At 68.0% G+C, this 13754-nt stretch carries 14 protein-coding genes; 12 read left to right on the top strand and 2 right to left on the bottom strand.

Features of this window, described 5'->3' with window-relative positions; all coding sequences use genetic code 11:
• The first annotated feature begins 9 nt into the window (after positions 1 to 9).
• The 9 genes from OG410_RS17140 (at position 10) to OG410_RS17100 (ending at position 8433) form a co-directional block, all read left to right on the top strand.
• Positions 10 to 327, top strand: coding sequence for a hypothetical protein (locus tag OG410_RS17140; protein ID WP_329299961.1), 318 nt, complete (start codon positions 10 to 12; stop codon positions 325 to 327).
• A complete protein-coding gene (locus tag OG410_RS17135; RefSeq protein ID WP_329299960.1) occupies positions 324 to 1664 on the top strand; it encodes a hypothetical protein in 1341 nt (446 codons plus the stop codon). The genes OG410_RS17140 and OG410_RS17135 overlap by 4 nt, the downstream gene beginning before the upstream one ends.
• Positions 1665 to 1850: 186 nt before the next feature.
• Positions 1851 to 2378: a hypothetical protein gene (locus OG410_RS17130; RefSeq protein WP_329299959.1), complete on the top strand. Its 528-nt coding sequence runs from the start codon at positions 1851 to 1853 to the stop codon at positions 2376 to 2378.
• A gap of 20 nt (positions 2379 to 2398) precedes the next feature.
• Positions 2399 to 3073, top strand: a complete 675-nt coding sequence (locus tag OG410_RS17125; RefSeq protein WP_329299958.1) for a hypothetical protein — start codon at positions 2399 to 2401, stop codon at positions 3071 to 3073.
• A gap of 232 nt (positions 3074 to 3305) precedes the next feature.
• Positions 3306 to 3962 carry a hypothetical protein gene (locus OG410_RS17120; RefSeq protein WP_329299957.1) on the top strand — a complete coding sequence of 219 codons (657 nt, stop codon included), beginning with the start codon at positions 3306 to 3308 and terminating at the stop codon, positions 3960 to 3962.
• A 564-nt stretch (positions 3963 to 4526) separates the two neighbouring features.
• Positions 4527 to 5183, top strand: a complete 657-nt coding sequence (locus OG410_RS17115; protein ID WP_329299956.1) for a hypothetical protein — start codon at positions 4527 to 4529, stop codon at positions 5181 to 5183.
• Positions 5171 to 6217: a hypothetical protein gene (locus tag OG410_RS17110; protein WP_329299955.1), complete on the top strand. Its 1047-nt coding sequence runs from the start codon at positions 5171 to 5173 to the stop codon at positions 6215 to 6217. Before OG410_RS17115 ends, OG410_RS17110 begins: the two co-directional genes overlap by 13 nt.
• A gap of 394 nt (positions 6218 to 6611) precedes the next feature.
• Entirely contained in the window at positions 6612 to 7268 is a 657-nt protein-coding gene (locus OG410_RS17105) for a hypothetical protein (RefSeq protein WP_329299954.1), read from the top strand.
• A 220-nt stretch (positions 7269 to 7488) separates the two neighbouring features.
• Complete coding sequence (locus OG410_RS17100) at positions 7489 to 8433, top strand: hypothetical protein (RefSeq protein ID WP_329299953.1); 945 nt, start codon at positions 7489 to 7491, stop codon at positions 8431 to 8433.
• A 23-nt stretch (positions 8434 to 8456) separates the two neighbouring features.
• Here the strand turns inward: OG410_RS17100 and OG410_RS17095 are convergent, their stop codons facing one another.
• Complete coding sequence (locus tag OG410_RS17095) at positions 8457 to 9527, bottom strand: sigma-70 family RNA polymerase sigma factor (protein ID WP_329299952.1); 1071 nt, start codon at positions 9525 to 9527, stop codon at positions 8457 to 8459.
• Positions 9528 to 9703: 176 nt separating this feature from the next.
• Between OG410_RS17095 and OG410_RS17090 the strand changes: the two genes are divergently transcribed.
• The 3 genes from OG410_RS17090 (at position 9704) to OG410_RS17080 (ending at position 13052) form a co-directional block, all read left to right on the top strand.
• On the top strand, positions 9704 to 10159 hold the full coding sequence (locus tag OG410_RS17090) for an SgcJ/EcaC family oxidoreductase (protein WP_329299951.1): 456 nt from the start codon (positions 9704 to 9706) through the stop codon (positions 10157 to 10159).
• A gap of 237 nt (positions 10160 to 10396) precedes the next feature.
• The gene (locus OG410_RS17085; protein ID WP_329299950.1) at positions 10397 to 11776 is read left to right on the top strand and encodes a nitrate/nitrite transporter; all 1380 of its coding nucleotides are present in this window, start codon (positions 10397 to 10399) and stop codon (positions 11774 to 11776) included.
• Positions 11777 to 11900: 124 nt separating this feature from the next.
• Positions 11901 to 13052 (top strand): uroporphyrinogen-III synthase, encoded by a 1152-nt coding sequence (locus tag OG410_RS17080; RefSeq protein WP_329299949.1) that lies wholly within the window; start codon positions 11901 to 11903, stop codon positions 13050 to 13052.
• Here OG410_RS17080 and OG410_RS17075 read toward each other — a convergent pair.
• Entirely contained in the window at positions 13001 to 13555 is a 555-nt protein-coding gene (locus OG410_RS17075; RefSeq protein WP_329299948.1) for an anthrone oxygenase family protein, read from the bottom strand. The two genes, OG410_RS17080 and OG410_RS17075, sit on opposite strands and share 52 nt — an antisense overlap.
• Positions 13556 to 13754 lie beyond the last annotated feature (199 nt).

Raw genomic sequence — 13754 nt, 5'->3', positions numbered from 1 at the left:
GCAGAAGGCATGGCGGAACGGCTTGCTGTCGACGGCGATGAGCTGTCGCACTTCATGAGGATGCTCCGGAAATCAACCGAGTCCTTGCAGGGGCTGCGCAGAGCGTTGGAGGACGCCACGGTCACCGGTCTGGGAACGGACGACCTCGACTGTGCCTGCGAGGAGTTCCAGGACAACTGGAAGTACGGAGCCGACCAGATCGGTGAGCAGACCGAGGACCTGGCCGAGATCATCGGGAAGAGCAGGGACAGCTACCGCGAGGTGGACAAAGCCCTGGAGCAGGCTCTGAAGAGGGCCGGGAACGGCGGGGGCGGGGGTACGAGGTGACCTACGAACCCGAGGACACGGGAGCGGCGATGGACCCGCGGTCCCTCGCCGACCGCGACAAGCCGCAGGGACTCAAGTCGGCCCCGCGTATCCCCAACCCCGACTACCCGCATCTCGGGTTCGATCCGGTGCCGGGTAGTACGGAGACCGTGAGCGGCCTCCGTAAGAAGCTCACGGGGTGCGCGAAGGTCCTCGAAGAGACGCATGAGCTCGTCACCAAGCTGATGGACGGCAGCTATTGGAAGGGCGACGCGGCAGTCGCCTTCCGCGAGCAGCTGGACGGCGGACCGCTTCCCCTGAACCTGAAGAACGCGGCGCACTCCATCCGCAAGGCGGCCCGACAACTCGACCGCTGGGAAGGCGAACTCGACGACTTCCAGCGGCGGGCGAAGCGACTGGAACAGGAGGCGGAGGAAGCCCAGGCCGCCGTGGACCGGGCGAAGGGTCACGCCACGAAGGCGGGCGACAGCCCCGACCTGGAAGGGAAAGGCGCCGCGCACGACGAGGCACGAAAGGCACTGACCAAGGCGGAATCGGCGGTGGACGACGCCGAGGACGTGCTGCGCAGGGTTCGCGGCAAGGCGCGCGAACTCGCCGAGGAACACGAGCACCAGGCCCGTCTTCGAGCCGGCAAGATCCGCGACGCCACGAAGAAGCTGACGCCCCATGAACCGGGCTGGTTCGACTCGGCACTGGACTGGGTCACCGAGAACTTGCCGGACATCTTGAGCACTTTGGGGGCCGTGATCGGCTTGGTCGCGCTGTTTGTGGTGTCGGGTGGGACGGTGGCAGCGGCGCTCCTGCTGGCTACTGCGGCATTGAGCGGGACGGCTTTGGCTTTGCGGGTCTTTGGTAACCCAACGTTGCGTGAATCCCTGTGGGACGGATTTACCAAGGGTGAGTTTGACATCGACTTCTGGAGCAACATTGTCACCGTCGGTGGCGATGCCCTCGGAGTGCTTCCCGGAGTCGGAGCGGTAGGCAAGGGAGCCACAATCGCGGTTCGAGCTACAGGTGAAGCGGGAGAAGCCTTGACGCTCACCCAACGAGCGGCCCGATTCGGCACGGAAACCATGGAGCACGCCAAGTCCATCGCGGACCTGGACAACGCACTGCTCGGTTGCACGGTCCGGGGCGCTCGGGCAGCGCCCATTGCCAAGGCGGTGGAAGTCACCTCGGCCTCGATCGGTGTCGGTACGGCCGGGTTCGGCCTAGTTATGGCTGCCGTTGACGCTGACGACGACGGGCTCAAGGACGGTTCCGTGGCGAGCATTGACGGAGCCCGACTCGGCCTTGATGCCGGTGGCCTTGTCAGCCTTGCCCGTCACGTCTTCTGAGTCGAAACAGAGAGAAGAGCACGCCCTATGGATCCAAGGAACTACCGCACTGCTTGGGATCACCCGCCAACCAGGCGTGCCTGGTTTCAGCACATGATCATGATTGCAGGGCGTCTGATCGGCTGGCTCGCAGTCTGGGCTGGGAGCCTCTTCCTTATTGTGGCGTTACCACGCTGGATCGGTTGGTTGTTCCTCGTTCTTCTCGTCTATGCAACCTTCCGAGCCGTCCTCCAACTCGCCTACATCCGTCCCTCCATCTACATCCAGCGCGTCCTCTGGCAGTACCCCTGGCAACTCCTCACCGATGTCCCGCGGGGCCGGAACCGGCATCCGATGGTTCAAGAGGACGAGATGTGGCTGGAGTTGCCCAATCCTGAGGAGCCGGGGGAGCGGATTCCTCTGTTGTTTCTTTCTGGTATGCGGACCTTCTGGTGGATGCGACGCTTCGGTACCGCTCGTACGAAGCCGGAGCTGAAGGCCGAGATCGAGCCGATCTGGTTCGCCGGCGACCCCCGCTTCATCGCCGTCATCGCGGCGTCCAGGCGAAAGGGTGAGGCACCCAAGAGGCTGCACCTGCTCTATCAGCGCACGGCCACGGGCCGCCGGGGCATCGAGCCGACCGACTGGAACGCGAGCCCTGCCGCCCTCGAACGGGCCCGCCGCTCGGGCGCTCATGTCCCCGACGCGGTGCGCCCGCACTCGCACCCTCACTGACTCGTACCCGGCAGGATCCGATGACCACGGCCCACCGTTTCACCGTCGCCGACTCGGCCGAAGACCCCGACGCCGACATCTGGTTCGCGGAACCCGCGGGCTTCACCGCTGTGCCCCTCGACGCGTTGCTGCCTGTACCGGGCTCCCGGGCCGCGGATGATCTGCGTACCGCACTCGCGCCGATTCTCGATGCGGCTCTCGACGGGGTGGTACGACAGCGGTTCATCGCCCAGTTCGCTCAGGGGCAGCAACTGCTCGGCGCTCTGACGGAGGCAGGAACCGTCCATTGCTCCATCGGACTGCACCGTGACGATGTCGATGCGGGGGCGGCGAGCTGTGGCCGGCCGCTGTTGTCGTTCTTCACCGTCTCCTGGCGGGCAACGGCGGTGTCACCACGGGCCGTGACGGCTGCGCGTGCGGTGAGCGGGCTCGACGCGCAGGCGCGCATCGAGTTCGTCGAACTCCCTTGCGGGCCGGTCACGTTCAGCGAGACCGTTCACACTCCCGGAGTCGTGAGCGCAATCCCTCGGATGCCCTTGGTCCAGTTCCGCGCCCACCTGCCGCATCCGGACTGCAGGCGGCTGGCCGTGTTCACGCTGAGCACGACCGCTGTCGACCGGAGTGAGCAGTACCGTGCGATCCTTCGCCGGATCACGGCCCTGGCCTCCTTCGACAACCCGCTGCGTCCGGCCTGACCCCCGGGTGCCGAGTGACGGGGACTGAAGGCTTTGCGGAGAGCAACTTGGTGAACTGTGCTTCCGAGGGCTGTCGCTGAATCGAACCCTCCGGACAGCCAGTTGGCCACGCTATAGGCCTCTATGGGCAACGGCTGTTACTCGGTTGGCACCATTTGCTGTGGTGTTGTCGCACAGGCCCCCGTTAGCGTGTTGGTGCCCTTCCGAACCTCATGCCGCACTGGAGTCTGCCGTGAACCGCCGTTTCCGCCTGCTTGCCACAGCCGCTGTCGGAGCGTCAGCCGCGCTGTTTTTGACCGCGTGCGGTGGGGGTGGTGACAAGCCGAAGGCCAACGACAAGATTGCGGGCGCGGACACCGGTGGCAAGGCGTCGGCCTCACCCGGCGCCGGCGCGACGCAGTCGACGGGCCGACCGAAGATCGAGCTGCCTGCCGACCTTCACTACACCTTCGAGTGGCGCAAAACCGGTAACAAGGACAAGGATGCCGTTCTGGCCGACGGTGAGCTGTTCATCAAGGCCACGGACCAGGCCATCGCCAATCAAGACCCGCTCGACCCCGCATATCGCTTCTACTCGGCGGAAGAGCTCGCGGCGGCGACGCAGAAGTATGTGCAGCGATTTGTGGACCACAAGGCTCGTGCCACCGGTACCTATCGTTTCTACAGCGAGACGGTGACCGTTCTTGGTGACGGATCGGCGGCGCTCACATACTGCGAGGACCAGGGCAAGGCGTACAACAAGTTCGTCAAGACCGGAAAGGTCGACAAGACTCCCGTCACGAAGAACAGCTACATCTTCTACAACACGACGTTGAAGCGGAATTCGGACGGCGTCTGGGTGACGCAGGACATGCTCTCGGAGAGGGGTAGCGGAAAATGTCGGCCGTGAACTGGTGCGGTGCTGTGAGCGGCTCCGCGACTGCGATACTTCTCTTGGTCAACGCCAACTCCGCGGCTGCCGACGACGACTTCGGCAACGGCAGCCAGAAGCCTGGCGGTACGCACCGCTCCGGTGGACAGTGACAGCAAGGGAAACTTCTCTGCCACAGCCGGTGCTGTCGTGTTCGATCGTCCGAAGAGCGGGTCGGGCGATTCCTCCGGTCCGGTGACCTCCTCGTCCGGTGACTGGACTCCACCCGCCTGCCATTACGTTCCGAAGTACACGCCGGACGAGCTGCAGAAGTACCTGGAGCCCATCTGGATCGAGCCTGGTACGGCGGACGCGCCGACGTATCCCGCGTCGGGGGTCTGTGAGATCGCGGGCGATCACATCGGTGAGGCGTACGCGAAGGGCGCATCAGCTGGAAGATCCACTGGACGGGCATCGGCGTGCTGTGGGCCTCTATGGGTAACGGCTGTTACTCGGTTGGCACCATTTGCTGTGGTGTTGTCGCACAGTCCCCCGCTAGCGTGTTGGTGCCCTTCCGAACCTCATGCCGCACAGGAGTCTGCCGTGAACCGCCGTTCCCGCCTGCTTGCCACAGCCGCTGTCGGAGCGTCAGCCGCGCTGCTTTTGACCGCATGCGGCGGGGGTGGTGACAAGCCGAAGGCCAACGACAAGATCGTCGGCGCGGACACCGGCGACAAGGCGTCGGCCTCGCCCAGCGCCGGCGCGACGCAGTCGACGGGCCGGCCGAAGATCGAGCTGCCGTCGGATCTCACCTACACCTTCGAGTGGCCCAAGACGGGCGACAAAGACAAGGATGCGGTGCTGAGCGACAGCGAGCAGTTCATCAAGGCCGTGGACATGGCGATTGCCGTACAGAACCCGCTGCACAAGGCTTACCGCTTTTACTCCGAGGGCACGGCAGCAGCCGGGAGTCAGAAGTTCATTCAGGAGTTCGTGGACTACAAGGACCGCATCACCGGGGCGAAGCGTTACTACAACTCGAAGGTGGCGATCAACTCTGATGGAACGGCAGCCTTTGTCTACTGTGAAGACCAGAACAAGGCGTACAACAAGAGCTTGAAGACGGGCAAGACGGAGGTGACTTCGAAGTCGAAGGACAACTACGTCCTCTACAGCAGCCTTCTTCGGGTCAACAAGCAAGGTGTTTGGGTCACGGAGAAGCTGACATCGCAGCGGGGGAGCATCGCATGCCAGTCCTGAAGCAGCGGAAGTCCGCAGCAGTTGCCGTCATAGCCTGTGCTGCGGTGATTATCGGTTCGACCCAAGCCTTCGCGGGATATGGGCATGGTGGCAGCACCAACGGATCAGGCTCCAATGCATCGGGTGACTCGGACGGCAAGGGCAACCTCACCGCCACAGCCGGTGCTGTTGTGTTCGATCGTTCGAAGAACGGGTCGGGTGGTTCCTCCGGTGCGGTGACCTCCTCGTCCGGTAACTGGACTCCGCCCGCCTGTTATTACGCTCCGAGGTACACGCCGGACGAGTTGCAGAAGTACCTGGAGCCCATCTGGAACGCCGGGTCCACCGGTTCCGACTGGGACCAGACGCAGCGTGACAAGTACGTCAACGGTGGCTTGGCCAAGGATTTCAACAAGGACAAGACCGACCAGGGCTACTGGTGGGACTCGTACGTCACGGAAGGCCGTGAGGGTGACCCGGGTGCGCTGAAGTGCACCAAGGACATCTTCTGGGTGGACAAGGGCGAGGCTCCCCCGGCGGACATTCCGGAGGCGATCACGCCGGAGATGCTGGCGCAGCTCGCCTACGCGGAGATACGGGTGCCGTCGACGAAGGTGGATCTGGCTCCGGCGGGGACGACGAAGGTGAATCTGCCGACGTGGGCGTGGCTGGACGCGGCGAAGTTCAAGCCGGTGTCGGTGACGGCGTCGGTTCCGCTGCTGAATGTGACCGCCACGACGACCGCGGAGCCGCTTTCGTTGAGGATCGAGCCTGGTACGGCGGATGCGCAAACGTATCCCGCGTCGGGGGTCTGTGAGATCGCGGGCGATCACATCGGTGAGGCGTATGCGAAGGGCAAGGCCAAGGAGACGCCGCCCTGTGGGGTGAAGTACCTGCGTTCGTCGGGCGACGGTTCGTTCAAGCTGAGGGCCACCATCACCTGGCGGATCCACTGGACGGGCACCGGTGTGACCCAGGCGCAGAAACTGCCGGACGGCACCTTCGGGGCCGACCAGGACGTCGTCGTGCAGGAGATCCAGTCCATCAACCGCTGAGTAGGCCTGTCCACGGAGTCCCTGAGGTCCCTTCCTCGGACACCCTTGGTCCAGTTCCGCGTTCGTCTGCCGCATCCGGACTGCAGGCGGTCGGCCGTGTTCACGTTGAGTGCCACCGTTGTCGGACGGCGTGAGCGGTGCAGGGCGGTTCTCCGTCAGATCGCGACGATGGCCGACTTCGACGGGCCCAGGGCTTTGCGGACAGTAACTCGGTGAACTGTGGTCCTGGTGGCTCTCATTCAATCGACGTTCGGGGAGGGCCGGTTGGCCACGCTATAGGCCTTTATGGGTAACGGCTGTTACTCGGTTGGCACCATTTGCTGTGGTGTTGTCGCACAGGCCCCCGTTAGCGTGTTGGTGCCCTTCCGAACCTCATGCCGCACTGGAGTCTGCCGTGAACCGCCGTTTCCGCCTGCTTGCCACCGCCGCTGTCGGAGCGTCAGCCGCGCTGTTTTTGACCGCGTGCGGTGGGGGTGGTGACAAGCCGAAGGCCAACGACAAGATTGCCGGCGCGGACACCGGCGACAAGGCGTCGTCCTCACCCGGCGCCGGCGCGACGCAGTCGACGGGCCGGCCGAAGATCGAGCTGCCGTCGGATCTCACGCTGACCTTCGAAGGATCCAAGACCGGCGACGACACCAAGGACGCCGTCCTGGCCGACAGCGCGGAGCGGATGCGGGCCGTTGACGCGGCGATCACCGGGACGGACCCCAAGGGCGAGGCGCTCGGGTACTACAACACCGGCAAGGCTCTCGAAGCCGCGTTGACCTGGATCAATCAGTTCAAGGACGCGGGTTCGACCCTCACGGGTGAGGCGCGGTACTACGACCGGACCGTGACCCTCAACGGCAAGACCTCGGCCTCACTCACGTTCTGTGCGGACGAGAGCAAGGGCTACGCCAAGGACAAGAAGACCAACAAGGTCAACAAGACCCCGGCCACCAAGAACAGCTACGTCCTTTACAACACACGCTTGGACAAGAGCTCTGAAGGTGTTTGGCAGACATCGCAGATCATTTCCACCAGGGGGGCGGCTCGGTGCCGGCCGTAGCGAGGAACACCGTTCGTGCCGCTCTGCCGGCGGGCGTTCTGGTGGTCGGAAGCGCCCCGGGCGCTTGGGCGGACTTCGTCCCGGGCGGCAAGGGTTCTGGTTCCGAGACGCAGGTGAACGGCGGTAAGGGCGATCAGAAGGTCACCGCCACAGCCGGTGCTGTTGTGTTCGATCGTTCGAAGAACGGGTCGGGCGGGTCCGGCGGGGAGTTGGGGGTCACGTGAGTAGACGGCAGATCCGGAAGATGTTCCGGCTGATGGCCCAGGGCCAGGCGGTGCAGCTCACGAGCCCTATGGCCTCCGTGAAGAAACTGGCCCGACTCGCCTTCATCGCCCAGCAGTTCGGCTACGAGTACGCGGACGTGCGTCAGGGCGCCGGCCGCAACAACGCGCTCACGATGCTCATCGTGCCCGACCCCGGCCCACAAGCTCAGGCGCGCGCCGCGCAGAACTGGGCGCAGTACCCGAAAGCCGGCGACGGGGTCTCGTTGCCGCCCGTCGTCCCCGACGCCCTGGAACTCCTCAAGGCCCGCATCAACTTCGACCTCACCGGCAAGAACGCCGAGAAGCGGATGGCGTACGCGGGGATCGGTCTCAGCGTCGGGTGCGTCGTCCTCGGGGTGCGGGCGGGCGGCGACTCGGTCGCTTTCACGGTGGCGGGCGTCCTGTGGGCCGTGATGATGGTGGTCCTCGGCGTCGGTCTCGTCCTCACGCGCAAGCGGAACGCCAAGTTCGCGGCGTTGCTGGGGGCAGCCGGGTTCGCGCCCGTGACGGAGGAGGGCGGGCGGGTGCGGTATCTGCCGCCGACGGCGGGGTACGCCGGCCGGCCCACCGGCCCGTACGGCCCCTACTCCCCGTACGCCGGTCAAGCTCCGCAGGCTCCTTACCCGGGCCAGGCGCCGTACGGCGGTCAGGTTCCGCAGGCCGCCCAGCCCCCGTATGCCGGTCAAGCTCCCCAGGCCCCGCACGCGGGCCAGACCCCCTACCCGGCTCAGGCACCGCAGGCCCCGTACCCGGGCCAGGCCCTCTACGGCGGTCAGCCTCCGCAGGCCCCCGGTCCCTATGCTCAGCAGCCTCCCGTCCCCGCCCCGGGCGGGCCCGCCAACCCGTATGCCGCCCAGCCCGGACCCGTACCACCACAGTCGCAGCCGCAACCACCCCGGTAGCCCTCGGTCCAGCCCCGACGCGGCTATCCCTCCCACACCTCCGCCAGCCCGAACGCCGTGAAGACCGTGGGGAGTTGGAAGACCACCGTGTGACTCACCGCGCCCTGGTCCGCCGTGAAGACCTGGAGGGTGTGCAGGCGGTGGGTGTCGTCGCCGGGGGCGCGGACGTAGGCCGCCAGCGCGGGCTGGCCGTTCGCCGTGGTGGGGCGCAGGCGCCAGTCCGTGCCGCGCATCGCGAAGACGCGGGCGATGAAGGCGACATAGGCGTCCGGGCCGACGTACCAGTTGAGCACCGGGGGCATCTCCAGGACGACGTCCTGGGCGAGCAGGGCGCGCAGGGCGTCGAGGTCGGCGTCCTCGAAGGCGCGCAGATAGCGGTCGATCACCGCGCGCTGCTCCTGGCCCGGTGGTTCCGTCACCTCGTCCTCCGTCAGACCGGCCTCGCCGAGTCGTGCGCGGGCCCGTTGGAGCGCGCTGTTCACGGAGGCCGTCGACGTGCCGAGGGCTTCGGCCACCTCGGCCGCCGGCCAGGCCAGTACGTCGCGCAGGATGAGGACGACCCGCTGGCGTGGGGGCAGCAACTGCATCGCGGCGATCAGTGCGAGGCGCAGACTGCCCCGGGCGACGACCACGCCCGCGGGATCCCCGGCCGCGGCCCCGGCGCCGGGGACGGGCCCGGTCGCGCCCTGGTCCGGGAACGGTTCGAGCCACGGAACCTCCGCCCCCAGCGTCATCGGCGCACCCGGATCCTCCAGCGCGCCCACCAGGCCCGACGGCAGGGGCCTGCGGGTGCGGCCGCGCAGCGCGGTGAGGCATCTGTTGGTGGCGATGCGGTACAGCCAGGTGCGCAGGGACGCGCGGCCGGCGTCGTAACGGCCGTAGGCGAGCCAGGCCCGGAGCATCGTCTCCTGCACCAGATCCTCGGCCTCGTGCACCGAACCGAGCATCCGGTAGCAGTGGGCCAGCAGCTCGCGGCGATAGGGCGCCGTCCGCTTCTCGAAGTCGTCGCGCCCGTCGTTCCCGTCGAATCGCTCGCCGTCCCCGTCGAAGGGCTCGCCGTCCCCGTCGAGGCGCCCGTCGTCCCGCGTCTCCATGGTCTGCTCCTCGGCTGCGTCGGGGTCCGGCTCCACGGGGCCCTGCTCGTCGGGTCCCGTCCGTCACCGGTACCTACCTCCGAACCCGCCCCGACTCATCGTCCCGGCACCGATGACTTCCGGGTGGCGCGGAGGTACATACCGGCGCCGAACCCGTTCGAGGAGAAGGAACCATCATGACCAGCACCAGCACCAGCACCAGCACCAGCACCAGCACCAGCACCAGCACCAGCACCAGCACCACCACCGACGACATCCAGGACATCCGCAGCGTCCTCGACCGTCTCTACTCCGCCTGGGCCGACTACGACGCCGACGCGTTCGCCGCTCTCTACACGGAGGACGCGACCGTCGTGATGCCGGGCGTCTTCAACGACGGGCGGGAGGAGATCCGCGCCTACATCGCGGCCGCGTTCGAGGGACCGCTGAAGGGATCCCGGCCGCTCGACGAGCCCCGGCGGATCCGCTTCCCGCGCTCCGGCACCGCCGTCGTGGTCAGCGAGGCCGGGATTCTCCTGGCCGGGGAGAGCGAGGTGCCCGCCGGCCGGCAGCACCGGGCGACCTGGGTGCTCGTCCGCGATCCCGCCGAAGCGACCTGGGCCATCACCTCGTACCACAACGCGGCCGTCTGACGGACCCGGACGAGCCCGCCGTACGCCTGACGAGCCCGCCGTACGCCCGTACCCGCCCGGCGGGCGAGCACGCCCTGCAGCCTCACCGTGTCCCGGGCCCGTCCTCACCGCGGGCTCCGGGGCCGGGTGAGAGCAACGTTCCCTTCAGGTCACTCACAGGCACAGCGCGGAAACGAGCCCTCCCTACCTTCGGGAAACAGCAGGCCAGTAAGCCCGGAGAACCAATGGAGGCGTGACATGACTGCCCCAGACACGAGTACGGCCCCCGCGCGGGGCGGTCGCTGGATCGAGGAGTGGGACCCGGAGGACGAGGTCTTCTGGGCGGAGAAGGGCGAGAAGGTCGCCCGGCGCAACCTGCTCTTCTCCGTACTGTCCGAGCACATCGGGTTCTCCGTCTGGACCATGTGGTCGGTGCTGGTCCTGTTCATGGGACCCGAGTACGGGCTCACCCCGGCCGACAAGTTCCTGCTCACCTCGATGGTGACGCTGGTGGGCGCGGTGGTGCGGGTCCCCTACACCTTCGCCGTCGCGCTCTTCGGTGGCCGGAACTGGACGATCGTGTCCGCGGCTCTGCTGCTCGTGCCGACCGTCGCCGCGTTCGTCGTGATGGAGCCGGGCACCTCGTTCGACACGTTCCTCGTGGTGGGTCTGCTGGCCGGTGTCGGCGGCGGCAACTTCGCCTCCAGCATGACCAACATCAACGCCTTCTTCCCGCTGCGGAAGAAGGGCTGGGCGCTCGGCCTCAACGCGGGCGGCGGCAACATCGGCGTCCCCGTCATCCAGCTCGTGGCGCTCGCCATCATCGGGGCGAGCGGCGGGCCCCGGCTGCTCCTCGGGATCTACATCCCGCTCATCGTCGTGGCCGCCGTCCTCGCCGGCCTCTTCATGGACAACATCACCTCCGTGAAGAACGACACCGGCGCCGCCCTGGACGCCGCGAAGGACGCGCACACCTGGATCATGTCGTTCCTCTACATCGGCACCTTCGGGTCGTTCATCGGCTACGCCTTCGCGTTCGGACAGGTGCTCCAGGTCCAGTTCGGGCGTACGCCGCTCCAGGCCGCCTACCTCACCTTCATCGGCCCGCTGCTCGGTTCGCTGATCCGGCCCGTCGGCGGCCGGCTCGCCGACCGCTACGGCGGCGCCAGGATCACGCTCTGGAACTTCGTCGCCATGGCCGCGGCGACCGGGGTCCTGGTCTACGCCAGCAGTGAGAAGTCGCTGGCGCTCTTCGTCTCGGTCTTCGTGGTGCTCTTCGTGCTCAGCGGGCTCGGCAACGGGTCGACGTACAAGATGATTCCCGGCATCTTCCAGAGGAAGGCCCTGGAAGCGGGGCTCGAAGGGGAGGAGGCCGCCCGCCACGGACGGCGCCTGTCCGGCGCGGCCATGGGGCTCATCGGTGCCGTGGGCGCGCTCGGCGGTGTCGGCATCAACCTCGCCTTCCGCCAGTCGTTCCTCGACTCCGGCTCCGGCACCGGCGCCTTCGTCACGTTCCTCGCCTTCTACGCGGCGGCCTTCGCGGTCACCTGGGTCGTATACCTTCGCCGCCCGGCCGCCCCGGCCCGCGCGAGTGCCACCGCCGAGGCGAAGGCCCAGCTCAGCTACGCCGAGGTGTGACGTAACACGCCCGACATCACCTTGATCCGAGCCTGTCACGGTCCGTTGACAGGCTCGGATCCGCCACGACGTACGACACAGCACAGACCCGTACGACGACTCGACGAGCGCGAGACGAGACCGCATGCACGACGAACAGCAGCGACCCGAGCACGGTCCACTCTCCGGATTCACCGTGGGGGTGACCGCCGCGCGCCGGGCCGACGAACTGGGCGCGCTGCTCCAGCGGCGCGGGGCCACCGTCGTGCACGCGCCGGCCCTGCGGATCGTGCCCCTCGCCGACGACGGCGAACTGCTCACCGCGACGAAGGAGTTGGTCGACAACGCGCCGGACGTGGTGGTGGCCACCACCGCGATCGGATTCCGCGGCTGGGTCGAGGCCGCCGACGGCTGGGGTCTGGGCGAGGATCTGCTGGAGCGGCTGCGGAGCGTGGAACTGCTCGCCCGTGGGCCCAAGGTCAAGGGCGCGGTCCGGGCCCAGGGGCTGACCGAGGAGTGGTCGCCGTCCTCCGAGTCGATGGCCGAGGTGCTCGACCGGCTGCTCGAAGAAGGGGTGGACGGCCGCCGTATCGCCGTGCAGCTGCACGGGGAACCGCTGCCCGGATTCGTCGAGTCGCTGCGGGCCGCCGGGGCCGAGGTCGTCCTCGTGCCCGTGTACCGGTGGATGCCGCCGGAGGACATCGGCCCGGTCGACCGGCTGCTCGACGCGGCCCTCACCCGCGGCCTGGACGCGATCACCTTCACCAGCGCCCCCGCCGCGGCCTCCCTGCTGTCCAGGGCCGAGGAACGGGGCCTGAGCGCGGAGTTCCTCGCCACGCTGCACCACGACGTCCTGCCCGCCTGCGTCGGCCCGGTCACCGCGCTGCCGTTGCAGGCCCTCGGCATCGACACCGTTCAGCCCGAACGCTTCCGGCTCGGCCCCCTCGTACAGCTCCTCTGTCAGGAACTGCCCGGCCGGGCACGGGTGTTGCCCGTCGCCGGGCGCCAGGTGGAGATCCGGGGGCACGCCGTGCTGGTGGACGGGTCGCTGCGGCCCGTCCCGCCCGCCGGGATGTCGCTGCTGCGGGCCCTCGCGCGGCGGCCCGGCTGGGTGGTGGCGCGGGCCGAACTGCTGCGCGCGCTGCCGGGATCCGGCCGCGACGAGCACGCCGTGGAGACGGCGATGGCCCGGCTGCGTACGGCACTCGGCGCGCCCAAGCTGATCCAGACGGTCGTCAAGCGGGGCTACCGCCTCGCGCTCGACCCGGCCGCGGACGCCAAGTACGCCGACGCCTGAGGCCGCCGGCGCAGCAGCAGGGCACGGGCGAGGCAGGCGAGCGCCAGCGTCGACAGCAGCGCCCGTACGACGTTCCACGCCACCCACGGGTCCTCGAACCGGTCGCGCACCGCGGCCGGATCGGCGATCCGCCCGGGGGCGCCCGCGTCCGCGAGACCGTTGTTGAGCGGGACGTTGACGGCCACGGTGACCACGAACGCGAGCGCGTACGCGGCGAGCGCGGCCAGCACCCACCACCTCTCCGGCGCGCCGCGCGACTGCCGGGCGGCGACCGCCGTCAGCACCGGCGCGCCCAGGAAACTCAGGAAGAAGACGGGGTTCTGGATGACCTCGTCGATGTTCTGCATGACCTCGATGAAGACGCGGTCGTCGCTGCGTGCCAGCGCCGGCATCACCGCGCAGGCGAAGACGTAGAAGGCCCCGGCGACCAGGCCCGTCGCCACCGTGGCCGCACCCAGTACCCCCGCGGCGGCGTCACGCCGCTCCGTGCTGTTGTCCGTCATGTCCCTCAGTCAACCGGCGGGCCGGGGCGGGTGACATGGCCGAGGAGCGCGGCCGCATACGCGGGCGTCCACGCCGCGGTCCGGACCGTGCCCGGTGCGCTTCCGGTACGCATCCGGTACGGGACCGGTGCCGAGTCTTCCGGCGGGGCGCCGGGAGAGGCACTGTAGGGGTACCACGGCAGGTGACCCCAAGGCGGTG

The sequence above is a fragment of the Streptomyces sp. NBC_00659 genome, assembly GCF_036226925.1.
GTDB lineage: Bacteria > Actinomycetota > Actinomycetes > Streptomycetales > Streptomycetaceae > Streptomyces.
This window is presented reverse-complemented; position numbering and strand designations above follow the sequence as displayed.